The following is a 23828-nucleotide window of genomic DNA, read 5'->3' as shown; positions in this document are numbered from 1 at the left end:
CAAACAAAGATAATCCAAAAAATCAGTTCAACAAGGCTTTGGCGTGATTAATGGCTGAGTCAGAAACATCCTTTCCAGAAAGCATTTCTGCAATTTCTATTACCCTTTCTTCGTTTGTCAGTAGTTTCAATTCCGATTGGGTTTGGTTTCCAATCGTGGTTTTAAACACCTTGAAATGCTCATTACCTTTTCCTGCTATTTGTGGCAAATGGGTTATAGCAAAAACCTGCATTTCATTACTCATTTGCTTCATGATAACCGCCATTTTGTTGGCAATTTCTCCAGAAACTCCAGTATCTATTTCATCAAAAATTATCGTGGGAAGTTTTGAATATTGTGCCAGAATAGCTTTTACAGCCAACATAATTCTGGACATTTCTCCACCAGAAGCCACTTTCTTTAGCATTCCAAAATCTGAACCTTTGTTGGCCGAAAATAAAAATTGAATTTCGTCTTTTCCGTTTGATGAAAAATTTTGAATTTCCTTTACTTCAATTTTAAAACGTGCATTCGGCATTCCGAGTTGTTCCAAAAAATAAATTAATTTTTCAGATAAAACAGGAACTGCTTTTAGTCGGTTTTCTCTAATTAAAATTGCTTTAGAATTCAATTCAGATTCTTTAATCTCGATAACACCCTCCAACTTTTTTATCTCACTTTCCAAATTATCTACCGAAACAACCTTGCTTTCTAGTTCATTTTGAATTTGAAGCAATTCATCGATTGTAACAACCTGATGCTTTTTCTGAAGACTATATATAGTTTGCAATTTCTGGTTAATCAACTCCAACTTTTCAGGGTCGTTTATTAATTTTTCAGATAAAGAAGTTATTTCCGAAACAATATCATCCAGCTCAATCACCATGCTGTTTGTCCTTTCGAACAAAGCATTATATTCTGGAGATATGGAAATTATCTTTTGCAAAGAAGTCTTGATTTCCTTTAAATTTTGAAGAACTCCAAACTGTTCTTCATTAGCAAAAGCCAGCGATTTATCCAGGTTCTCTTTGATGAATTCAACATTATTCAACTGTTCAAAAGTGGATTCAAATTCTTCCTGCTGACCGGAAATCAATTTCGCAGAAAGCAATTCATCTAAGAGAAAAGCATTATAATCCTGCTCTTTTTGCGCTTCTTTTAATTCAGAAAACAAATTAGATAGTCTGTTTTTATCTTGCTTATAATATTTTAAAAGTGATGCATATTCTGCAACCAAATCAAGATTTCCAGCAATAGCATCGATGATTTGAAATTGGATGTTTTCATCGGACAGTTCCTGTGTTTGGTGTTGTGAATGAATATCAATCAAAAAAATACCGAGTTCCTGCAACTCATTTAAATTTACCGGACTATCATTGATAAAAGCTCTAGATTTTCCCGAAGGCAATATTTCCCTACGGATAATGGTTTGGTCTTCATAATCCAAATCATTGGCTTCAAAAAAAGATTTTAGGTTGTATTTTGAAATATCGAATTGCGCTTCGATGATGCATTTTTCTTCTTTATCCTTTAAAGAAGTTAAATCTGCCCTCCTACCCAAAACCAAGCCTAACGCACCAAGAAGTATAGACTTTCCAGCTCCGGTTTCACCAGTAATAATAGAAAAGCCTTTAGAAAAATCGATTGATAATTTTTCTATTAAGGCAAAATTTTTAATTGATAATGAGGCTAGCATCCGAAGAAATTAAATATTAAAACAGCTTTTTAATTGATATCAAAAATAGCTTTTTAAAACTTAATGGATGCCCATTTGGATGAATTTATTGGAGAGAACTTATTTAAATTATCCATCAAATCCGCTATGGCAATTTGAGGCCCTCCCGAAAAAATAGATTGAATTTCATCCGATTTAGCATCAAAAAAAACTCTCGTTAAAAATGCATTTGGGCGTGATGAATACACTTTACTTAGCGACATTATGGCATCCTTGACCTTTTCTTTACCACCTTTTAAGTCTTGATTCATACTATCCAATCCTTTAGAATGATAATTGTACATTGCAGTCCTGATAGCTTCAAAAGTTCCCGACATCAATTCATTCGTCAGCATAAATCTTGTTTGGTTTCCATCAGACTGGCTCCATCCTTTATAATTTCCGCTTTGTGCTAAACTTCCAATTTCTTGTGCAGTCCTAAAATACTCTGAACCACCAAGCGGAGAGAATGTATCGGCATCAATTCCTATTATAACATACGAATAGAAAGCCATAATTGAAACGAGATTTGAATCGAAACTATTTGGATTAAAAATCAAATTCTCGTATTCGATGTATCGAAAACTGAAATCCTTATCATTAAAATTAAAGACAGGCGAAGAATAAGTAGAATTATAAATTGGACGAGATGAACTAACTTGAATGGTTGCAGCAAATTGGTCGGAGCCATAACTTGTTACATTAATAACCATTGCACAGTCAATCTTTTCGCCTTGCTTGTACGCTTTATTTGTCCATTTGGTATTGTTCACAAATTCATTAAGCGATCTTTCCAATGTTTTGAAGATAGGCTGATTTGAATTTGTTAAGGTCTGGGTATTAATTTGAACGGTACAATTCAACTCCTGAGCTTCTACAAATCCAGAAAACAATAGAAAAAGATAAATTATTTTACGCATGATAATGTGCTATTACTTTATTTAAAATATCATCTGCAACCGCTTCTTTTGATTTCAATTCCATTGGCTCCACATTAAAATCCTTATCAATGAAAGTTACTTTATTAGTTGGCTTTCCAAAACCAGCACCATCATCCTGAAGCGAATTCAGAACAATCAAATCTAGGTTTTTTTTCTGAATTTTCAGCTTTGCATTTTCAATTTCGTTTTCCGTCTCCAATGCAAAACCTATTAAAAACTGATTCTTCTTAACTTCACCCAAGGAAGCCAATATATCTTTGGTCTTTTCCAGTTCTATATTAAAACTGTTTTCTGTCTTTTTTATTTTCTGAACGGCAACATTTTTTGGTCGGTAATCTGCAACTGCCGCAGCAGAAATAGCAACATCGATATCGCTGTAAAACGAATGGCAAGCATCATACATTTCCTGCGCAGAAACAACTCTAACAATCTTGATGGAATTATCTGAAAGATTTAAATGCGTAGGACCTGTTATCAAAACAACTTCAGCACCTAGATCTGAAGCTCTTTTAGCAATATCAAACCCCATCTTACCAGAAGAATGATTTCCTATAAAACGAACAGGATCTATAGCTTCGTAAGTTGGTCCGGCCGTAATGAGGATTTTTTTTCCTTTTAAAGGCAATTTAGAACTTAAATCATTTTCAAGAAAAGCAATGATATTTTCAGGTTCTGCCATTCTTCCTTCTCCTGAAAGACCGCTTGCCAGTTCACCGGTTTCGGCTGGAATCATGATATTCCCAAACTTTTTCAGAGAATCAAAACTCGATATAGTTGATGGATGCTTGTACATATCCAAATCCATTGCCGGCGCAAAATAAACCGGACATTTGGCAGACAAATAGGTTGCAATAAGAAGGTTATCACAATTACCTGTAGCCATTTTAGACAACGTATTGGCCGTTGCTGGAGCAATGACAATCAAATCTGCCCAAAGACCTAATTCAACATGATTGTTCCAAACCGCATTCTCATCTTCTTCATTATAAAATGTAGAATGTACAGGATTTTTTGAAAGTGTAGAAAGCGTAAGTGGCGTTACAAAATCCTTAGAAGCAGGAGTCATTATCACTTGGACATGTGCTCCTGCTTTTATGAAAAGTCTAACTAAAGTTGCAGTTTTATATGCGGCAATTCCACCAGAAACTCCCAGTACTATTTTTTTTCCGCTTAAAACCGACATACTTTATTATTTTGTAGAATCTCTATGGTAGATCTTATTGTCTAACCATTCTTGAACTGCTAAAGCGTGTGGCTTAGGCAATTTTTCGTAGAATTTAGAAACTTCGATTTGTTCTTTGTTTTCGAAGATTTCTTCCAAACTGTCGTTATAAGTTGCAAACTCTTCCAATTTCTCTGTCAATTCTTTTTTGATTTCAGAGTTGATTTGGTTTGCTCTTTTAGCCATAATTGTGATTGCTTCATACACATTACCAGTTGGCTCTTCAATTACAGTCTTGTTGTAAGTGATTGTGTTAACTGGAGCATTCGTCTTTTTTAAATCCATGACTTCTTTTTATTTTGAAAATTGTTTTAAATCTGTTTCTATTCTTGCCAACATATCATCGGCCTTTGATTTGAATTCAGTATTAGCATTGAATTTTACCAAGTTCAGGTAAGCTGTTTTAGCAACGTTCAATCGCTCTACTTTTTTACTTTCAATACTATTAATAGCCAATTGATAGGCTGAATCCAATTTATAATACAACGCTTTCTCTTTATATTGTGTTCCTGGGAAATCTATAATAAAATTATCCAAAACGACAAGAGCTGCTTTATGATCTGAAATTGTATTGTATTGTTTTGCAATCTCGAAGGATTTTTTTTCTAACTTCTCTCTTAAATCTTTAACAATAACATTCGCTTCAGGCAAATACTGAGAATCAGGATATTCATTGATAAAAGCTTGTAATTTATCGATTGCTTTGTAAGTATCGATTTGATCTAAACTATATCTTGGTGATAATTTTGAGAAACTATGGGCCGCTAAATATGCCGCTTCTTCTTTCTTTTCACTTTTAGGATAGCTTGATACAAAACTCTCAAACTGATAACCTGCAGAATAATACTGTTTTGTTTTATAAAACGACTGTGCATACATATAAAACATCTTTTCTGCCTGAGGTTTTCCTCTATAGGAAGGTGCAATTTGCTCAAACAATCGAATTGCTTTTGCATATTTGCCCTTTTCATATTGTCTGGTCGCTACATCAAACTTAACACCAATATCTTCAGATTTTAATGCTTTTTGAAATTCACTACAAGAAGTGAAGACAATAAGAATAAGCAAAATAGAAATAAATTTCTTCATTATAAAAGTTAGGTTTTATTATTCAATAAGGGTTCTCCACCTTTCTTTAAAACCAACTGCAAATTTAGTGATTAATTGCAGACTACAAAACATTTTTTTTTATAGTGGTTTTTGTCTTAAAACAAGGCGAAAAATCAGATTTGAAATAATCTTCTTCAAATATTATTTCGGAGTTGGAACCGGGCTTGTGAAATTCTTCATTTCATTGTCAAACAAATACAAACCTCCTTTATCATCTCCAATAAGATTGATCTTATCCAAGATATAACGGGCATTTGCTTCTTCTTCTATCTGTTCAGCAACATACCATTGAAGAAAATTGTGAGTAGCATAATCTCTTTCATCTAGACTGATTCCTACTAAATCGTTGATGCTTTCCGAAACTTTGATTTCGTGCTCCAATAATTGCTTGAACAACACTTTGTAGCTCGACAAATCCAAAGTTGGCTCTACTGTTCCCGAAATTTTAGCCTGTCCGCCTCTTTGGTTGATGTATTTCACCAATTTCAACATGTGCAATCTTTCTTCTTCAGATTGTGCAAACATAAAAGTAGAAATTCCTTCAAAACCTTGCACTTCTGCCCAAGAAGCCATGGCTAAATAAATTTGAGATGAATCTCCTTCAACTTTAATCTGCTTGTTTAATGCGTCTTGTATAACTTGTGATAACATAATTTCTTATTTAAATTTAAGCCGTAACAGCTGTTGTAATATTCTTTGTGAATTTTGTAATTCTATCTGATAAATCTTCGTTTACTGAAACCAACGGTAATCTTACAGTATTTTCAGACAATCCTAAAGCCTTGTGCACTTCCTTGATTCCAGCTGGATTTCCTTGCTCAAAAATCATGTCAATTGCATCTGCAACTTGATAATGTAATTTGTATGCTTCGTCTACTTTTCTTTCAAGACCTAAACGAACCATATCTGAAAACAGTCTTGGAAAACCTTCTCCAATTACCGAAATCACTCCTGCTCCACCCGCCAAAACCATCGGCAAAGTCACCATATCATCACCGGAAATTACAAGAAAATCTTTTGGAGCTGTCTGGATTAATTTCATCGCCTGAACTATATCTCCTGCCGCTTCTTTTATTGCTATAATGTTTTTGAATTCATTTGCCAAACGAACAACCGTTGAAGGCAAAACGTTACTAGCAGTTCTCCCTGGAACATTATATAAGATTACAGGAACCGGAGAAGCCTTCGCAATAGCACTGAAATGCTGATAAATTCCTTCTTGTGTAGGTTTGTTGTAATAAGGAGAAACCGATAGAATCGCAGAAAAATCCGTAAAATCTCTAGTTTTTAATTCCTCAACAACTTGAGCGGTATTATTCCCACCAACACCAAGCACCAAAGGCAATCTTCCGTTATTTGCACCAACAATTGTCTTTATTACCAGTTCCTTTTCGTCATTGGTCAAGGTTGCTGGCTCTCCCGTTGTTCCTAAAACAACAAGATATTCAACACCTCCATCAATTACAAAATTGACAAGTTTTACCAACGCTTCGGTATCTACCGAAAAATCTTTTTTGAACGGAGTAACAAGTGCAACGCCTGTTCCAACAAATGATTGCATAATTATATTTTGTTTAAAATTCTGAGATACTTGAATAATTCATCGCTAAAAACTTTGAAATTTTCAGCATTGGTATTGATCATAAAATGGTTCAATCTTTTATCAATTGTTGAAAAACCAACTTTAAAAACCGCTTTTGATTGTTGTGTAGCCAATAACAAAGGTGCTTTCGTAACATCATAATAGCTGATCAACATATCAAACGGTTTTACCAAAAAATCCACTGCTTCTTGCTGTTGAATTTCGCCATTCCAACTCACATCCTTCATACTGAAAGACGGGAATCCAACCACATCATTCTTTTTGAATTTATCTTTATAAACCAGCAATTTTATATTATTCTGATTTACATCATTCTTAATCAACTCCTTAATCAAGTTCTCTTTTTCATTGAAATAACTCTCGTCAACTATAATCCCAACAGTGTTTATTTTTTCATTTGAGAAACTACTGTTAACATTAACTGTGTTATTTTTTAACTTTCTTTTTAAGAAAAAATTCTTTAAAAAATTTAAAAACATACTACTTTTACTTGAGTTACAAAATTACTTAAACTAAGTCGCATTTCAGATGGTAAATCTAAAAAAGTCTAACTTCTTATCGCCTATTTTTGTTTTATTCTTAACATTTATTTTCCTTATTTCTTGTGGAGAAAAGAAAATATTTGTCAATAAAATTGAAGGCAAGCAAATTGCGATTACCAATACAATTCCTGAGGTTTCGCAAGTTGATGCTTTTATCAAACCATATCGAGAAAAAATCGACAAGGATATGAATGAAGTCTTGGCTTATGCACCGGAAACATTGGAAAAAAGCAAGGGTGAATGGCAAACCACAATTGGAAGCCTACAAGCTGATATTACTTTGGCTAGTGCTAATAAAATTTTCAAGACGAGAGAAAACAAATCCGTGGATGTCTGCTTATTGAATCATGGCGGAATCCGTTCAGTCATCAGCAAAGGCAATGTAACGACTCGTACTGCTTTTGAGTTGATGCCTTTTGAAAACAGCCTGGTTGTTGTCGCCTTGAAAGGAGAACAGATTATCGAAATGGTCGATTACATCATTAACGAGAAAAAACCACATCCTTTGGCGGGATTGAGTTTTGTGATTGACCAAAACAATAACGCAAAAAACATTTGGATTAAAGGGAATCCAGTTGATGTTGGGCAAATATATTATGTTGCTACCAATGATTATTTATACAATGGTGGCGATAGCATGAACTTCTTTAAGAAAGGCGTTCAGGTTTATGATTTGGACTATAAACTACGTAATGTATGGATTGATTATTTTAAAGAAGTCGATACGATTCCAGTAATCAAGGACGTTAGAATAAAGAAAGAGTAACGATTTAGTCGCTCAAAAAAGCCAGAAATTTAAAAAGACATATTGCCAAATGACTAGCCCTGATTGAAGAGGATGCCGATTTTTCTTCGGCAGAAACGGAAAGCAGGAAAATGGATTAAAAAGGAACCAAGCGATTTGCTCCTAAAAAAACAATAATGAAAAGAAGAGATTTTATACAAAAAACGGTTGCGAGTTCCGCTCTTTTGGCTTTGCCGAGTGTGCCCTTGATGGCATTTGATTCGCCTGCAAAAGTGAAACATTTGACGATTTTACACACGAATGATGTTCACAGCCACATAGATTCTTTTCCAGCAAGTGATGCTAAAAATCCAAATATGGGTGGCGTTTCGAGACGTTCGGCGTTGGTAGAAAGCATCCGAAAAGAAAATCCAAATGTGTTGCTGTTGGATGCTGGTGATATTTTTCAAGGAACGCCGTATTTTAATTATTACGGTGGAGAACTGGAATTCAAGCTGATGAGCATGATGAAATATGATTTGGCTACGATGGGAAATCACGATTTTGACAACGGAATTGATGGTTTTTATTCGCAATTGCCCAATGCCAATTTTGAGTTTGTTTCTGCTAATTATGATTTTAAGAATACGATCTTGAATGACATCGTAAAACCGTATAAGATTTTCACGAAAGATGGCATCAAGATTGGTGTTTTTGGACTTGGAATTCAGCTTGATGGCTTGGTTGACAAGAAGAATTACAAGGAAACTGTTTACAAAGATCCAATCGAAACGGCTCAAGAAATGACCCGTATTTTAAAGGATGAAAAACGATGTGATCTGATTATTTGTCTTTCGCATCTAGGTTACAATTACAAAAACGAACCGAATAAAATTTCGGATTTGAATCTGGCAAAAAGCACAAAAGACATTGATTTGATTATTGGCGGACACACCCATACTTTTCTGGACAAGCCTACAATTGTAAAGAATTTGGACGGAAAAGAGGTTTTAGTAAACCAAGTAGGCTGTTACGGAATCAATCTTGGTCGAATTGATTTTTATTTTGATGCTGATAAAAACAAGACCAATCAAGGGAGAACGATTATTGTTTGAAAAATTAGCGAATTAGCGAATTTTGAAATCCGCTAATTCGCTAATCAATATAATTAGCTTATTGGGAAAGCATTGCAATAAAATCATCTTCAGAAATTATTGAAACATTCAATTTGTTTGCTTTTTCTAATTTTGCCGGTCCCATATTGTCTCCTGCGATTACAAAATCGGTTTTTGCTGAGATGGAACTTCCTACTTTTCCGCCATTAACTTCGATAGCCTTTTTCAAATCATCACGGTTGAATTTTGTAAAAACCCCAGAAACTACAAAGGTTTTTCCAGCTAATTTATCAGTCGCATCCGGATTGAAAACCGTTTTTATTTCCAATTGAACACCATAACCTTTAAGTCGGTTGATTATAATTTTATTTTCGGTATTTTCGAAAAATTCTACGACACTTTGTGCAATTCGCTCTCCAATTTCATCGACTAAAATCAAATCCATCAAACTGGCGTTACTCAAATTATCGATGTTTTGATAATGCTTCGCTAATTTCTTAGCAACGGTTTCTCCGACATAACGGATTCCTAGCGCAAACAAAACTCTTTCAAACGGAACCTCTTTCGATTTTTCAATCCCATTAACCAAGTTTTCGGCAGATTTTTGGGCCATACGCTCCAAAGGAATTACATCAGCAATCGTCAAATCGTATAAATCGGCATAATTATGCACCAGATTATTATTGAAAAGCAAGGCAACTGTTTCGCCACCCAAACCTTCAATATCCATTGCTTTCCTTGAAATATAATGCTGGATCCTACCAATTATCTGAGGCGGACATCCATAGAAATTCGGACAATAATGCTGTGCTTCGCCTTCTTTTCTAATCAATTCGGTTTGGCATTCTGGACATTTTGTGATGTAAATTGTAGGTTCCAAATCCAAAGAACGTTTTGTAAAATCAACTCCGATAATTTTCGGAATGATTTCTCCACCTTTTTCTACAAAAACTTCGTCTCCAACACGAATGTCTAATTTTTCAATCTGATCTGCATTGTGCAAAGAAGCACGTTTTACAATAGTTCCTGCCAATTGAACTGGTTCCAGATTTGCAACAGGCGTGATGGCTCCAGTTCGTCCAACCTGATACGAAATCGAATTTAATTTAGTTGAAACTTGTTCAGCCTTAAACTTGTAGGCAACTGCCCAACGTGGTGATTTTGCAGTATAACCCAATTCGTCTTGGTAATGCAGATTATTTACTTTCACCACAACTCCATCAGTTTCATAAGGCAAATCATGACGATGAATGTTCCAATAATCGATGAATTCAAAAACCTCATCGATACTTTTCACCAATTTTGCTTCCTTTGGCACCTTGAAACCGAAGCTTCTCGCCTTTTCCAGACTTTCAAAATGAGTAGCAAACTTCACATCATTTCCTATAAAAGTATACAACAAACAATCTAGTGGACGTTTGGCAACTTCAGCACTGTCTTGCAATTTCAAACTTCCGGAAGCTGTATTTCTTGGGTTTGAATAAGGTGTCTCGCCACTTTCAATCAATTCTTGATTCATTTTGGCAAAACCTTCTAATGGCAAAATAATTTCTCCACGAATTTCAAAACTATCTGGATAATCACCTTTCAATTGCAATGGAACAGAACGAATCGTCTTGATATTATTCGTCACTTCATCGCCTTGAAAACCATCTCCACGAGTAACGGCACGCTTTAATTTTCCATGCTCGTAGGTCATTGAAATTGAAGCACCATCATATTTTAATTCACATGTATATTCCAACGGAACATCTCCCAATATTTTTTGGATTCGCTTTTCCCAATCCAAAACATCTTCCTTTGAATAGGAATTATCAAGGGAATACATTCTGATTTTATGGGTAATCGTATTGAAGTTTTTGGTAATCATACCACCAACTCTTTGCGTTGGAGAATGTTCATCAAAAAACTCAGGATTTTTGTTTTCCAACTCTTGAAGCTCTTTTAATTTAACATCAAAATCATAATCGGAAATGGTTGGATTGTCCAAAACATAATAATTATAATTGTGCAGATTGAGCTCGTCGCGTAAAGATTGGATGGTTTCTTGAATGTCCATAAAAAAGAAATTGGCTATTTTAGTTCCTGTAAACAGAGTACTAAAATAACCAATTTATGGTAAATATCTCGAAAAATTAAGCCTCAATAATCGAAATAATCTGCTTGTATAATTGTCCGTCGCTCAAGAAAGCGCCTTGCTGAATCAGTTGGAAAATGGAAGCATTTCGTTCTTCTGTAAATTCCTTATTTCCCACTTTCATCTCCACGTTTTCGGTAAACATATTGTCGCTCAACCATTGCAAGCCGTCTTTCGTCAGAAAATCAATTTCTGGATTCAATGCTTTCAATACGATTGAATGCACATGGGTTTCCTTACAATGAAAAAGGAAGATATAATTCTTAGAAAAATGTTCCAAATATTCAGCCCTTGTCAGAACACCTTCCCAGATTAGATCTGAAAAAACATCCAATTCTTGCTCTGCAACCTGAGGCTGTTCTTCTTTAATTTTGTCCCATTCAGTTTTGTCAATCGATTGGGTTGCCAGAAAATTCACAAATTCTGGGTGTAATTCTTCGAATTGTTCTTTTGTTAATCTTGTGTATTTCATTATTCGGTACTAGTTTCTGGGTTCTAGGTTCAGGAAATAAATAATAAAAAAATCCCGAACTCATTAGCGAGACGGGATTTGATATTTCAAGTTGAAAAATATTATTTTTCAGCTACGATTTCGTATGGCAATTCAACGAAAACATCTCTGTGCAATCTAACAGTAGCAGTATATTTACCTGTACGTTTAACGATTCCAGAAGTGATGAATTTTCTATCGATTTCTTGACCACCTTTTGCCAAAGCTTCAGCGATGTCGATATTGGTTACAGAACCAAATAATTTTTCACCACCTGCTTTTGCAGAAATTTTAATTTCAATCGCTTTCAAAGTTTCAGCCAAAGCTTTTGCATCAGCAATAACTTTTGCTTCTTTGTGAGCTCTTTGTTTAAGGTTTTCTGCCAAAATTTTCTTTGCAGAAGGAGTAGCCAAAGTTGCAAAACCTTGAGGAATCAAAAAGTTACGACCGTATCCTGGTTTTACCGTTACGATATCTTCTTTAAATCCTAAATTTGCTACGTCTTGTTTTAATATAAGTTCCATGTTGTTGTCCTTATTATAGAAGTTAGGTTCTCTTTTGGGAGAAACCAACAACTGTTGTTTTTAATTATTTTAATAAATCGGCCACGTATGGCATCAAAGCCAAGTGACGTGCTCTTTTTACAGCTACTGACACTTTTCTTTGGTATTTCAATGAAGTTCCAGTTAAACGACGTGGAAGAATTTTTCCTTGTTCGTTAACGAATTTCAATAAGAAATCTGCATCTTTATAATCAATGTATTTGATTCCAGATTTTTTGAAACGACAATACTTTTTAGTTTTGTTAGTTTCTATGTTCAAAGGCGTTAAATATCTGATATCTCCGTCTTTTTTTCCTGAAGCTGATTGTTGTAATGTTGCCATAATAATTATGCTTTAGCTGCTTTTAGTTTTGCTCTTCTTCTTTCTGCCCAAGAGATTGCATGTTTGTCAAGACTTACAGTCAAGAAACGCATTACTCTTTCGTCACGTCTAAATTCAGTTTCAAAAGCAATCAATACTTCAGCAGATACTTTGAACTCAACTAAATGGTAAAAACCACTTTTTTTGTTTTGGATTTCATAGGCTAATTTTTTTAGTCCCCAATCCTCTTTTGCTACAATCTCTGCACCTCTGGAAGTAAGAAAATCTTCGAATTTGCTTACTGTTTCCTTTACCTGTACTTCAGATAAAACGGGATTCAAGATGAAAACAGTCTCATAATGATTCATAATAATGTATTTTATTTGTTATAAAATTGGGTGCAAAAGTAATCATTTATTTCTATTCTACAAGTATCCAGTATATTTATTCGATGAATTACGTTTTTTTTTCAGAAACATAATGGTTGTGTAAAAAAAATAGTATACTTTTATTTTTTCCCTGAACATGACCTTTTATTTTATATGAAATTAAGTTGCATTGTTGTTGATGACAGCTCCATTCAAAGGATGATTGTTAGCAAATTAGCTAGTAACCATCCCAACCTTAAGCTCGTCGGCGAATTTTCGAATGCTATTGAGGCAAAAAACTTTATGTCATATACAGATGTTGATCTGCTATTTCTTGATATAGAAATGCCCATTCTCAGCGGATTTGATTTTCTAGACCACTTAAAAGTAAAGCCCCAGGTTATTTTTATTACTTCAAAACCCGAATATGCGGTAAAAGCATTTGATTATGACGCGACTGATTATTTACAAAAACCCATAACAGCCGTTCGTTTTGAAGCATCTGTGAAACGGGCTCTAAACATGCAGGCGCTCATCAACGAAAGTTTAGAAGAAGACGGCGATCATATCTTCATCAAAAGCAAACTTAAAAAACTTAAAGTTTTCACTTCCAAAATAAAATGGGTCGAAGCTTACGGAGATTATGTAAAAGTAATTACCGACGATGAAAACCACTTGGTTTTATCAACCATGAAAGCTTTTGAAAATGATTTACCGAAGGAAAAATTTCTACGTGTTCACAAATCGTTTATTGTCAACATTGATAAGATTGACAAGTTCAACAGCAAATTTGCAGAAATTGGCGCTTCAAAAATTCCGTTAAGCCGTAATAAAAAGGAAGAGCTCAAAAAAGCGATTGAAGTTTCTCAATAAAAATCGACATTCACCACCACTTTTATAGCCCTGTATTGGGCAACCGCTTCAAAACTGTTCAGAATCTTCTGGACATTTTTTTTGGTAGCCCCAATTGACGATTGTTGCGGAATCTTGACCATAATCGTCCTTATATATTCATTTCGGATTCTACTGATAGGTGGTTCTTCTGGCCCCAAAACAGGCATATCCAAATTCTGATTCAAAACCTGATACAGCCACATCGAACCTTCTTTCAACTTATCGAAATCACGGTGCTTTAACGTCAGCTTTATCAAACGGAAAAAAGGCGGGTATTTATAAATCTGTCGTTCATATAATTGTTCCTTATACATTCCAACATAATCGTTATTGGTCACCTGCTGAATCGTATTATGATCGGGATTATAGGTTTGAATGATAACTTTCCCACGTTTTTCCGAACGTCCTGCTCTACCCGAAACCTGCGTCATCATTTGATAACTTCTTTCAAAAGCACGAAAATCGGGATGATACAACATGTTATCGGCGTTCATAATACCAACGAGTGAGACATTATCAAAATCCAAGCCTTTGGCCAACATTTGCGTTCCGACTAAAATATCAATTTCACGGTTTTTAAAACTGTCGATGATTCGTTCGAAACCAAATTTTCCTCGCGTTGTGTCTTGGTCCATTCTTCCAATTTTATGATTGGGAAAAAGCTGGTTCAATTCCTGCTGGATTTGCTCTGTACCGAAACCTTTTGTGGTCAAATCGACGCTTGAACAATTATGACAATTCGTAGGATTCGCCATCGAGTAGCCACAATAATGACAACGCAATTGGTTTTTATGTTTATGATAGGTCAAACTGACGTCGCATTGTTGGCATTGCGGAACATGTCCACACGTCATGCATTCCACAACGGGCGAAAATCCACGCCGATTTTGAAACAAGATAATTTGTTCGCCCAGTGATAATGCTTCCGTAATATTTTCAATCAAGACATCGCTGAAATGTCCCGTCATTCTTTTACGGAAATATTTGTCTTTCAAATCTACCAATTCAATTTCAGGCATCATCACATTTCCGAATCGTTCTGAAATTGTTACAAATCCATATTTTTCAGACTGTGCATTGAAATAGGTTTCAATACTTGGCGTTGCCGAACCCAAAACTACTTTTGCTTTATGCGAATTAGCCAAAACAATTGAAGCATCCCGAGCATGATAACGTGGTGCCGGGTCTTGTTGTTTGAAAGTTTGCTCGTGTTCTTCATCCACAATTATCAAACCCAGATTATTGAACGGTAAAAATAACGCTGACCTCGCTCCTATCACAATTTGTGCTTTTTCAGAATTTTGAAGCAATTGATTCCAAACTTCCACACGTTCGTTATTGCTGTATTTTGAATGATAAACGGCGACTTTGTTTCCAAAATGAGCGGTTAATCGGCTGACTAATTGTGTTGTTAAAGCTATTTCCGGAAGTAAGTATAAAACCTGTTGGTCTTTTTTTAAGTAATCTTCGATGAGCTTGATATATATTTCTGTCTTTCCGCTGGAAGTCACGCCGTGTAAAAGTGTTACTTCTTTGGTTTCAAAACTTGAAATAATCGAATTGAAAGCATTTTGTTGTGCTTCGCTTAAAGCTAAATTATTCTCTTTTTTATTTTCATCAAAATTGACCCTGTCGGTTTGAATGTGGTATTCTTCGAAAATTTCTTTTTCTACTAACGCTTTTATGACGGCTGAAGATGCACCCGAAGCTTCCATCAACATCTTTACAGAAACAGGTTTGTTTTTTTCTGTAGCCGTCAATTGAAAATAGCTCAGTACAATTTCCTTTTGTTTGTTGGCGTTTTTCAGCGTATCCAACAATTGTCCTAAACCTTCATCTGAATTGAACTTTTGATGCAAACGAACGTAGCGAATGAGTTTCGGTTTGTAAACCTCTGTCAACTCCTCTTCCAAGAAAAGAATGTTCTTTGCAATGAGTTTTTGAATCACCGGAAGCACATTTTTCTTATCCAGAATTGCCATAATATCCTGAATCTTCAGCGACGATTGATATTGTAAAGCTTCGTATATTAGAAATTCATCGTTTGTAAGTTGGGTTTCATCTACAAACGATTCTGTTTTTTGAGAAATAATTGTTTCGCTTTCCAGCAATAGTGCCGATGGCATTGCACCTCTGTACACATCTCCGATGGCACACATATAATAGGAAGCAATCCATTGCCAATGTGCAATCTGGATTTCGTTTACAATTGGGCTTTCATCTAAAATCTGATGGATTTCTTTTGCCTCGTATAAAGTGGGTGCATTTTGGTGAATGTCAATAACAAGTGCGGTGTATATTTTGTTTTTACCGAAAGGAACCGCAACACGAAAACCTTTTTTGAGATAATTATATTCAGCTTCAGAAACCGAATAGGTAAAGGTTTTGGAAAGTGAAAGCGGTAAAATTACTTCGATGAAATGCATTTTTGGGTATAGGGTGTTGGGTGTATGGTTTTGGTGACTTAGTTAGAAAATCTTTCAATCTTTCAAATTATTTTAAACGATGCCAATATTGAGTTCGCCCGAATAAGGAAATACCGATATAGCCTCTGATTTTAAGTTTATCTTCTCCTTCAAGATTGATGTAGCATTTATAAAGCTTACCGTGCTTCGGGTCGAGGATGTGACCGCCGTTGTATTCGTCTCCGTCCTTTTTCAAATCTTTTATAACGGTTAAACCTAAAATGGGCTTGTCCTTGTCTTCGCCTGGACATTTTTCACAGGTTTTGTTGCGGTCTTTTGGAATCAGGATGTCGATTATTTTTCCGTAAATCATTCCGTTTTCTTCATAGATTTCTACTACTCCGAGAGCCTTTCCTGTTTCGTCGTCGATGGACTTCCACTTTCCGAGAACGGATTTTTGAGCATACGTTGCTGTGAGGAAAAATGTGAAAATGAATATAAAAACGTTCTTCATAACTGCGATGTTTTAGCCCCGATTATCTCACAATACTCTTATTTTCATAAGAGTTCGATGAACACTACGTGTTTGTAGTGGAAATCCTTTTCTTTTTTTCTTTAAAAAAAGAAAAGATTGGAACGGATAGCGGGAAATAGCTCCTAAGTAAACAAATTCCTTCTTTTTAGCTTGTTGATGGTGGCGTTGAGTTCGAAACCTAATAAAAGAATCATGCAATTTAACCAAATATAGAACATCATGATCAAAAGAGTTCCGATTGAACCATAAAGTTCGTTGTATTTTGAGAATCGCACGACCCAAATTCCGAATGCGTAGGACGATAAAATGATGAGAATCGTAGTAAATACAGAGCCTATCGAGATGAAGGAATTCTTTTTTGTTTCTCGTGTTCCGAATTTAAAAAGTATGGAAGTGGTGACCAAAATCATCAGCATGAAGAAGATGTAACGACCGATGACCATAATTTGGATGTTTTCGTTGAGAACGTCTTGAATTTTTATTTTTTGAATAAAAATTTCAAAGATTACGATGGTTGCGACCGTAAAAATCAGCAAAAACGTGAGTAATAATGACATTCCAAGTGCTACAAGATACTGCCTGAAAAAACCACGCTTTAAAATAACGTGATGTGAGTTTTCAAATCCTCCGAGAATGGCGTTCAAGCCATTTGCCATCAAGAAGCTAGACAATATAAAACCCGAAGAAAGCAAGTTTCCATAACTATTATTGGTAATATCTTGAATAATCGAGGAAATAGCTTCAAAGGTATTTGGCGGAACGCTTTCCTCTACAAATCGAAGGAAATCTTGCTTGAATCCCTCGATTGGAATTATAGGAATCAAGTTCAGTATGAAAAGTGCAAACGGAAAAAGTGCCATAAAAAAACTGAAGGCAATGGCTCCAGCTCGATAGGAAATAGCACCTTGTGCAACACCAATAATATAAATCTCGAGCAAATCGTATAGGGAAAGCCCTTCCAGCCAAGGAAGTTTTATCTTCTTGGTAAAATACATCAGGTTTCTTACAACCGGTATTTTCTTGATTTTGCTTTCGATTTCTTGGCTCATTGCTTATTTTTAAATGGCTTTTAAACTCAAATCCATATTGTAAATGGAATGCGTCAATGCTCCAGAAGAAATGTAATCTACTCCGCATTCGGCATAATTTCGAATGGTATTTTCGTTGATGTTTCCTGAAGATTCGGTCAGGCATTTGTCGCCGATTAAGGCAACTGCTGTTTTGGTATCGTCAAAATTAAAATTATCTATCAGAATTCTGAAAATACCTTCGGATTGAAGGATTTCCTTTATTTCATCGAGGTTTCTGGCTTCTACAATTATTTTTAAATCGAGATTGTTTTGTTTGAGATAATCTTTCGTCTTTTCGATGGCTTTTGTAATTCCGCCAGCAAAATCGTTATGATTGTCTTTTAGCATCACCATATCGTACAAGGCAAAGCGATGGTTTTCGCCTCCACCGATTTTCACGGCCCATTTTTCGGGAGCTCTGAAACCTGGCGTTGTTTTTCGAGTATCGAGAATTTTTGTTTTGGTTCCGTCAAGCAACTGAACATATTTATTGGTCTTGGTTGCAATGGCACTCATTCGTTGCATGGAATTCAGCACAACTCTTTCAGATTTTAATATTGATTGTGAACTTCCCTCGACATGAAAAACGATATCACCGTATTTTACAGGCGTTCCGTCTTGTATAAAGGTTTCGATTTTTAAATTTGGGTCGACATAATTGAAAATCATTTTGGCAAATTCAACTCCTGCAATGATGCCGTCTTCCTTGACCAATAATTTTGCTTTTCCTGTTGCAGAAGCTGGAATACAAGCCAATGAACTGTAATCTCCAGCACCAACATCTTCCCTGATTGCGTTTTCGATGATTAATTTTAATTCGTTTTGAAATTGAGTTTCCGAAATCATAGCGTTATTTAAATGTTGTGCTAAAATACAAAAAACGGTTTAGGTTTAATGAAATCGCAAGTTTATATTCTGCCAAATTATTTGGTTGCAAAAGAATAATGTATTTTAGCAAAAAAGAAACAGGATGCTAAAAACGTTATTAATCATAGGACTTGGCGGTGCGATTGGGAGTATGCTTCGGTATTTGACTTCAGTATTTGTAGCCCGATTTTGGGAGAATCATTTTCCGTTGGCCACTTTTATAACGAATGTTATTGGATGTTTCTTGATTGGCCTTTTTATCGGTTTTTTAGAGAAACAACAACTGGCCAACAGTGACTTGAAGTGGTTTTTAATAACGGGCTTTTGTGGTGGCTACACTACTTTTTCTACTTTTGGATATGAAAACTTCAATTTGCTTCAGAATCAAAATATGGGAATTGCTTTTGCCTATATTGCTTCGAGCGTCATTATTGGTTTGATGGCGGTATGGTTTGGACTTTTTGTAGCAAAAATGTAAACACTATTTCAAAAAACCGTATTTTCGCAGACTATGAAAAACGAAGATATAGAAGCAATTAAAGAATTGCTGTCGACACCGAAAAAAATTGCTATCATACCCCACAGAAGTCCCGATGGTGACGCGATGGGCTCTACACTTGGATTGTATCATTTTCTTTTGCAGTTAAACCACGAACCTGTGGTGATTGCTCCAAATGAATTCCCTGAATTTCTGGCTTGGCTTCCTTCTTCGGAAACCGTATTGATTTTTGAAAAAGACAGGGAAAATTCAACAAAAGTGCTTCAAGAAGCTGATCTAATTTTTACCCTAGATTTTAATGCCTTGCACCGTGTTGGCGAGATGGAGAATATTCTGAACAAGCTTGAAGCTCCGTTTATAATGATTGACCACCACCAAAAACCGGATGATTACGCAAGATATATGTATTCGGACACCTCGTATGGTTCAACTTGCGAAATGTTGTATCATTTTATTGTTTTCCTCGGACATAAAAACCTGATTGATAAAACCGTTGCAACTTGTATTTATACAGGAATTGTAACTGATTCTGGTTCTTTCCGTTTTCCATCGACAACAAGTACGACACACAGAGTTGTAGCGGATTTGATTGACATCGGAATTGAAAATGGAGAAGTGCACAATTCGCTTTTCGATAATAATTCGTACGACAGATTGCGTCTTCTTGGTCAGGCACTTCAAAATTTGAAACTTTTCCCGGAATACAACACTTCATATATCACGCTTTCGCAAAAAGAACTCGACACATATAATTATGTTAAAGGTGATACCGAAGGGATTGTAAATTATGGATTAACGATAAAAGGAATTATTTTTACTGCTATTTTTATCGAACACAGAGACGAGAATATCATCAAGATTTCGTTCCGTTCGCAAGGGAATTTTGATGTCAATCAATTTGCAAGAGAACATTTTAGCGGTGGTGGACACATCAATGCTGCGGGAGGAAAATCGTATTTATCCTTGAGAGAAACTGTAAATAAGTTCGAAAATATTATCAAAACTATTACGATTAAGAACGATGAATCTAAGTAAAAAAATAATGATGTTGGCGATTGGCACACTTTTAGTAAGCTGTACCAAGCAACAAGCAAGAAAACCGATTTCTCAGACTTCTGGAAGTTTCATGAAGGAATCTGTAGAGCGAAATAAAAAGCTGATTGCCGGTGAAGAAGCTTTGATTGATTCGGTTATGAAAAATAATCCGAAAGTGCAGTATTTAGCTACGCCAAAAGGATACTGGTACACTTATGAAATAAAAAACACAACCGATACAGCCACTCCGAAAAGAGGCGATATTGCTTATTTTGATTATGAAATTAAGGATTTAAATGATAATGTGATTTATTCACAGATTGAATTGAAACCGCAAACCTATTTGGTTGACAAGCAAAACATCCTGATGGGCTTGCGCGATGGAATCAAATTGATGAAGAAAAATGAAAAAGTTACATTTCTTTTCCCATCGCATTTGGGATTTGGATACAGAGGCGATAATGACCGAATTGGACCAAACTTGCCGATTGTTTGCACGGTTACGTTAAGGGATTTCAAACCAGACGATCGACCAAAAACACAAGCAAAGTCTAAAGTTGAAGAAAACATACAAACAGAAACTAAACCAGAATAATAATTTAAAACAATGAAAAAAAGAGTATTACTGTTATTGATCATAGCTACCACGCTTTTTTCGTGCAACGACAAATACAGCGAACTACCGGACGGCTTATATGCTGAAATTGCAACTACAAAAGGAGATATCATCCTGGAACTTGAATACGAAAAAACACCAGTTACTGTAGCCAATTTTGTAACATTGGCAGAAGGCAAAAACACTTTCGTAAATGAAAAATTCAAAGGAAAACCTTTTTATGATGGTTTAAAATTCCACCGTGTTTTGGATAACTTCATGATTCAAGGTGGTGATCCGTTAGGAAATGGTTCTGGCGATACTGGATACAAATTCAAAGACGAAATTACCGATTTGAAACACGACGGACCAGGAGTTCTTTCTATGGCAAATTCAGGTCCTGCAACCAACAGCAGTCAGTTTTTCATCACGCACGTTGAAACAGGCTGGCTGGACGGAAAACATACCGTTTTTGGTCATGTTGTAGGAAACGGAATGGAAACCGTAAATAAAATCGTTCAAGACGACATCATCACTTCAGTTAAGATTGTAAGAAAAGGAGAAGCGGCAAAGAAATTTGATGCTGTAAAAGTTTTCAGTGATTATTTCGCTACAGAAGAAGAAAATCTAAAAAAACAAGCAGTAGTTGATGCCGAAGAAAAAAGATTATACAACGAAAAATTCAAAGCGATAATCGACGAAAAAGTAGCCACTTTTGCAAAAAACAAAGCCGCTTCAACCAAGACGGCTTCTGGCTTGCAATACATCATCACTAAAAAAGGAAGTGGAAAAAAACCAGCAAACGGAACAAATGTACTAATCCACTATGCAGGCTTTTTTGAAGATGGAACTTTGTTTGACAGCAGTATTGAAGAAGTGGCAAAGCAGTTTGGAAAATACGACGAAATGAGAGCCGCTCAAGGCGGATATGCACCACTACCTTTTCAAGCGGGAAGAAAAAGTGGTATGATTCCTGGTTTTATTGAAGGTATTGAACAGCTTTCTTATGGAGACAAAGCAACTATCTTCATCCCCTCAAACTTAGGTTATGGAGAAGCTGGTGCTGGCGGTGGAATCATACCTCCAAACTCAAATCTTATCTTTGAAATCGAATTAATAGAGAAATAATCAGCATTAATTTAAAATTATAAAAAATGAAAATGAAATTTATAGCGTTGTTGTTTTTAAGTATGACAACTGGAATTTTTGCACAAACAGCTCCTAAAAAAGCTACGACTACCAAGAAAGCTATTACTACCAAAAAAGCTACAACTTCTACAAAAAAAGCTACTCAAGCACCAGCTCCGGGAGATGGACTTTTCGCAGAAATTGAAACTACAAAAGGCAAGATAACATTAGAATTAGAATATCAAAAAACACCTATCACGGTAGCAAACTTTGTGTCTTTGGCAGAAGGAACTAATCCATTTGTTACGGATCCAAAATTAAAAGGAAAACCATTTTATGATTTCTTGAAATTTCACCGCGTTATCAAAGATTTCATGATTCAAGGTGGAGATCCATTAGGAAATGGTTCTGGAAGCCCAGGATATAGATTTAAAGATGAGATTGTTCCAAGTTTGAAACACAGCTCAGCAGGAATCCTTTCTATGGCAAATTCTGGTCCAGCTACAAACGGAAGCCAGTTTTTTATCACCCACAAAGCAACTCCTCATTTAGATGGAAAGCACACAGTTTTTGGGCATGTAACAAGTGGGCAAGATGTTGTGAATGCAATTGAGCAAAACGATGTAATCACTAAAATTTCTATTGTTAGAAAAGGTGCATTGGCTAAAAAATTTGATGCTGCAAAAGTTTTTTCTGACTACTTCAGTAATAAAGACGCAGTAGAAAAAGCAGAAGCTCAAAAAGAAGCTGAATTAAGAGCTGTTGCAAATGCTGCCGCTTTGAAAGAGTTTGCTAACGGAAAAACTACTGCTAGTGGCTTGAAATATATCGTTCTACAAGAGGGTACTGGTACAAAGCCAGTTGCTACAAATAATGTAAAAGTTCATTATACCGGGAAACTTGTAGACGGAAAAGTTTTTGACAGTAGTGTGGAAAGAGGAGAACCAATTGATTTCAATTTAAATCAAGTGATTAAAGGTTGGACCGAAGGTCTTCAACTAATGTCCGAAGGATCTAAATATAAATTTTACATCCCATACAATTTGGCTTATGGCGACAGAGCGATGGGGAACGTTATTCCTGCTAAAAGCGACTTGATTTTTGAAGTTGAGTTACTGAAAATCAACAATTAATCAATTAAGTATAACTGATACTTGTTCAATAAAAAAACCAGTGAAATTATATTCACTGGTTTTTTTTATGCTTACTTATTAAAAAATTATTTATTAGGATTTTTTATCTCATACCACACTTCTTCTTCTCCATCATGCTGAAAAGTATTCACGTAAGTAAATCCTAACTTTTCCAATACATTTCGAGAACCCTTATTTTCAGAATCCGCCCAAGCGTTGATGGTTTCTAGATGCAATCTGTTGAATCCATAATCTAGAAATGCTTTTGCGGCTTCGGTAGCATAGCCTTTTCCCCAATGCTCTTGAATAAAACGGTAACCCAAATCGTAGAACTGCTCATGTCCGTTGACATTTTTTTCCAATTTCAATCCGGCCCAACCTATGAATTGATTGGTTTCTTTTAAGATTACTGCCCAACGACCAATTCCGTTATCAAGATATTGTTGGCGGATATTAGCAATTACACTACGAACTTGTTCTATTTCCTCCACCGGTTCTTTACCTACATAACGATGTACTTCTGGATTTGAATCAAGCTCAAACATTTTCTCATCATCGGAAGGATAAAGCTCGCGAAGCAATAATCTTTTCGTTTCGATGTACTTGCTCATGACTTAGATGCTCATTCTAAATTCTTCGATAATTGGGTTGGCTTTTCCAAAATCGACTTCCTGGATAAAGACCTCAACAGCCAAATCGGAGTTACCAAAACCGCCTAGTCTTGCGGATTGGATATTGTCTTTAATTACCGTATCGATTCCGGCCCCTTCGATTCTTTGTTGTAAATTCTTAGCCAAGATTTCACTTCCCGAAAATATTTTAATTAATCCCATAGCGCAGTTTTATTGCTAATTATTA

General features: G+C 35.6%; 27 protein-coding genes. 8 read left to right on the top strand and 19 right to left on the bottom strand.

The window, feature by feature from the left end:
* Positions 1-22: 22 nt before the first annotated feature.
* The 8 genes from recN to ACI6PS_RS04890 all read right to left on the bottom strand — a co-directional run bounded on the left by recN (position 23) and on the right by ACI6PS_RS04890 (position 7048).
* On the bottom strand, positions 23-1675 hold the full coding sequence (gene recN / locus ACI6PS_RS04925; RefSeq protein WP_421011438.1) for a DNA repair protein RecN: 1653 nt from the start codon (positions 1673-1675) through the stop codon (positions 23-25).
* Positions 1676-1728: 53 nt separating this feature from the next.
* Positions 1729-2613 carry a DUF4835 family protein gene (locus ACI6PS_RS04920; RefSeq protein WP_421011437.1) on the bottom strand — a complete coding sequence of 295 codons (885 nt, stop codon included), beginning with the start codon at positions 2611-2613 and terminating at the stop codon, positions 1729-1731.
* The gene (gene coaBC / locus ACI6PS_RS04915) at positions 2606-3817 is read right to left on the bottom strand and encodes a bifunctional phosphopantothenoylcysteine decarboxylase/phosphopantothenate--cysteine ligase CoaBC (protein ID WP_421011436.1); all 1212 of its coding nucleotides are present in this window, start codon (positions 3815-3817) and stop codon (positions 2606-2608) included. The genes ACI6PS_RS04920 and coaBC overlap by 8 nt, the downstream gene beginning before the upstream one ends.
* Before the next feature lie 6 nt (positions 3818-3823).
* On the bottom strand, positions 3824-4141 hold the full coding sequence (locus tag ACI6PS_RS04910; RefSeq protein ID WP_026706405.1) for a DNA-directed RNA polymerase subunit omega: 318 nt from the start codon (positions 4139-4141) through the stop codon (positions 3824-3826).
* Between the two features lie 9 nt (positions 4142-4150).
* On the bottom strand, positions 4151-4945 hold the full coding sequence (locus ACI6PS_RS04905; protein WP_421011435.1) for an outer membrane protein assembly factor BamD: 795 nt from the start codon (positions 4943-4945) through the stop codon (positions 4151-4153).
* 162 nt (positions 4946-5107) lie between these two features.
* Positions 5108-5617 carry a ferritin gene (locus tag ACI6PS_RS04900; protein WP_421011434.1) on the bottom strand — a complete coding sequence of 170 codons (510 nt, stop codon included), beginning with the start codon at positions 5615-5617 and terminating at the stop codon, positions 5108-5110.
* A gap of 16 nt (positions 5618-5633) precedes the next feature.
* Complete coding sequence (dapA, locus tag ACI6PS_RS04895; protein WP_421011433.1) at positions 5634-6527, bottom strand: 4-hydroxy-tetrahydrodipicolinate synthase; 894 nt, start codon at positions 6525-6527, stop codon at positions 5634-5636.
* 2 nt (positions 6528-6529) lie between these two features.
* Positions 6530-7048 carry a DUF6913 domain-containing protein gene (locus ACI6PS_RS04890; RefSeq protein ID WP_421011432.1) on the bottom strand — a complete coding sequence of 173 codons (519 nt, stop codon included), beginning with the start codon at positions 7046-7048 and terminating at the stop codon, positions 6530-6532.
* A gap of 49 nt (positions 7049-7097) precedes the next feature.
* On the opposite strand from ACI6PS_RS04890, the gene ACI6PS_RS04885 reads away from it, so the two are divergent.
* Together ACI6PS_RS04885 and ACI6PS_RS04880 are read left to right on the top strand one after the other, a co-directional pair.
* A complete protein-coding gene (locus ACI6PS_RS04885; RefSeq protein WP_421011431.1) occupies positions 7098-7877 on the top strand; it encodes a 5'-nucleotidase C-terminal domain-containing protein in 780 nt (259 codons plus the stop codon).
* 155 nt (positions 7878-8032) lie between these two features.
* Positions 8033-8950, top strand: coding sequence for a bifunctional metallophosphatase/5'-nucleotidase (locus tag ACI6PS_RS04880; RefSeq protein WP_421011430.1), 918 nt, complete (start codon positions 8033-8035; stop codon positions 8948-8950).
* A 58-nt stretch (positions 8951-9008) separates the two neighbouring features.
* On the opposite strand, the gene ligA is transcribed toward ACI6PS_RS04880, so the two are convergent.
* The 5 genes from ligA to rpsF form a co-directional block, all read right to left on the bottom strand.
* The gene (ligA, locus tag ACI6PS_RS04875) at positions 9009-11009 is read right to left on the bottom strand and encodes an NAD-dependent DNA ligase LigA (RefSeq protein WP_421011429.1); all 2001 of its coding nucleotides are present in this window, start codon (positions 11007-11009) and stop codon (positions 9009-9011) included.
* 76 nt (positions 11010-11085) lie between these two features.
* Entirely contained in the window at positions 11086-11559 is a 474-nt protein-coding gene (locus ACI6PS_RS04870; RefSeq protein ID WP_421011428.1) for a DUF6495 family protein, read from the bottom strand.
* A gap of 101 nt (positions 11560-11660) precedes the next feature.
* Complete coding sequence (gene rplI / locus ACI6PS_RS04865; protein ID WP_421011427.1) at positions 11661-12101, bottom strand: 50S ribosomal protein L9; 441 nt, start codon at positions 12099-12101, stop codon at positions 11661-11663.
* A gap of 64 nt (positions 12102-12165) precedes the next feature.
* Positions 12166-12462 carry a 30S ribosomal protein S18 gene (gene rpsR / locus ACI6PS_RS04860; RefSeq protein WP_007138295.1) on the bottom strand — a complete coding sequence of 99 codons (297 nt, stop codon included), beginning with the start codon at positions 12460-12462 and terminating at the stop codon, positions 12166-12168.
* A 5-nt stretch (positions 12463-12467) separates the two neighbouring features.
* A complete protein-coding gene (gene rpsF / locus ACI6PS_RS04855; protein ID WP_421011426.1) occupies positions 12468-12809 on the bottom strand; it encodes a 30S ribosomal protein S6 in 342 nt (113 codons plus the stop codon).
* A gap of 174 nt (positions 12810-12983) precedes the next feature.
* Here rpsF and ACI6PS_RS04850 point away from each other — a divergent pair, with 174 nt between their 5' ends.
* Positions 12984-13682: a LytR/AlgR family response regulator transcription factor gene (locus ACI6PS_RS04850; RefSeq protein ID WP_421011425.1), complete on the top strand. Its 699-nt coding sequence runs from the start codon at positions 12984-12986 to the stop codon at positions 13680-13682.
* Here the strand turns inward: ACI6PS_RS04850 and priA are convergent.
* The 4 genes from priA to nadC form a co-directional block, all read right to left on the bottom strand.
* Entirely contained in the window at positions 13676-16129 is a 2454-nt protein-coding gene (priA, locus tag ACI6PS_RS04845; RefSeq protein WP_421011424.1) for a replication restart helicase PriA, read from the bottom strand. The two genes, ACI6PS_RS04850 and priA, sit on opposite strands and share 7 nt — an antisense overlap.
* 67 nt (positions 16130-16196) lie before the next feature.
* Positions 16197-16622 (bottom strand): DUF2147 domain-containing protein, encoded by a 426-nt coding sequence (locus ACI6PS_RS04840; RefSeq protein WP_421011423.1) that lies wholly within the window; start codon positions 16620-16622, stop codon positions 16197-16199.
* A 143-nt stretch (positions 16623-16765) separates the two neighbouring features.
* The gene (locus tag ACI6PS_RS04835; RefSeq protein WP_421011422.1) at positions 16766-17692 is read right to left on the bottom strand and encodes a YihY/virulence factor BrkB family protein; all 927 of its coding nucleotides are present in this window, start codon (positions 17690-17692) and stop codon (positions 16766-16768) included.
* 9 nt (positions 17693-17701) lie between these two features.
* A complete protein-coding gene (gene nadC, locus ACI6PS_RS04830; protein ID WP_421011421.1) occupies positions 17702-18559 on the bottom strand; it encodes a carboxylating nicotinate-nucleotide diphosphorylase in 858 nt (285 codons plus the stop codon).
* A gap of 124 nt (positions 18560-18683) precedes the next feature.
* Here nadC and crcB point away from each other — a divergent pair, with 124 nt between their 5' ends.
* From crcB to ACI6PS_RS04805, 5 genes are read left to right on the top strand one after another with little or no spacing between them, the layout of a single operon-like run.
* On the top strand, positions 18684-19058 hold the full coding sequence (crcB, locus tag ACI6PS_RS04825; RefSeq protein WP_421011420.1) for a fluoride efflux transporter CrcB: 375 nt from the start codon (positions 18684-18686) through the stop codon (positions 19056-19058).
* A 33-nt stretch (positions 19059-19091) separates the two neighbouring features.
* A complete protein-coding gene (locus ACI6PS_RS04820; protein ID WP_421011419.1) occupies positions 19092-20114 on the top strand; it encodes a DHH family phosphoesterase in 1023 nt (340 codons plus the stop codon).
* Entirely contained in the window at positions 20101-20709 is a 609-nt protein-coding gene (gene gldI / locus ACI6PS_RS04815) for a gliding motility-associated peptidyl-prolyl isomerase GldI (protein WP_421011418.1), read from the top strand. Before ACI6PS_RS04820 ends, gldI begins: the two co-directional genes overlap by 14 nt.
* A 12-nt stretch (positions 20710-20721) precedes the next feature.
* Positions 20722-21837, top strand: coding sequence for a peptidylprolyl isomerase (locus tag ACI6PS_RS04810; RefSeq protein ID WP_421011417.1), 1116 nt, complete (start codon positions 20722-20724; stop codon positions 21835-21837).
* Between the two features lie 26 nt (positions 21838-21863).
* Positions 21864-22970 (top strand): peptidylprolyl isomerase, encoded by a 1107-nt coding sequence (locus ACI6PS_RS04805; protein WP_421011416.1) that lies wholly within the window; start codon positions 21864-21866, stop codon positions 22968-22970.
* Between the two features lie 86 nt (positions 22971-23056).
* On the opposite strand, the gene ACI6PS_RS04800 is transcribed toward ACI6PS_RS04805, so the two are convergent.
* Together ACI6PS_RS04800 and ACI6PS_RS04795 are read right to left on the bottom strand one after the other, a co-directional pair.
* Positions 23057-23581, bottom strand: a complete 525-nt coding sequence (locus ACI6PS_RS04800) for a GNAT family N-acetyltransferase (protein WP_421011415.1) — start codon at positions 23579-23581, stop codon at positions 23057-23059.
* A 3-nt stretch (positions 23582-23584) separates the two neighbouring features.
* Positions 23585-23803: a putative signal transducing protein gene (locus ACI6PS_RS04795; protein WP_421011414.1), complete on the bottom strand. Its 219-nt coding sequence runs from the start codon at positions 23801-23803 to the stop codon at positions 23585-23587.
* Between the last annotated feature and the right edge of the window lie 25 nt (positions 23804-23828).

Source organism: Flavobacterium sp. PLA-1-15 (assembly GCF_049060005.1).
Lineage (GTDB): Bacteria > Bacteroidota > Bacteroidia > Flavobacteriales > Flavobacteriaceae > Flavobacterium.
Note: the sequence above shows the minus strand (reverse complement) of the source record. Positions and strands in the feature narration are given on the sequence as shown.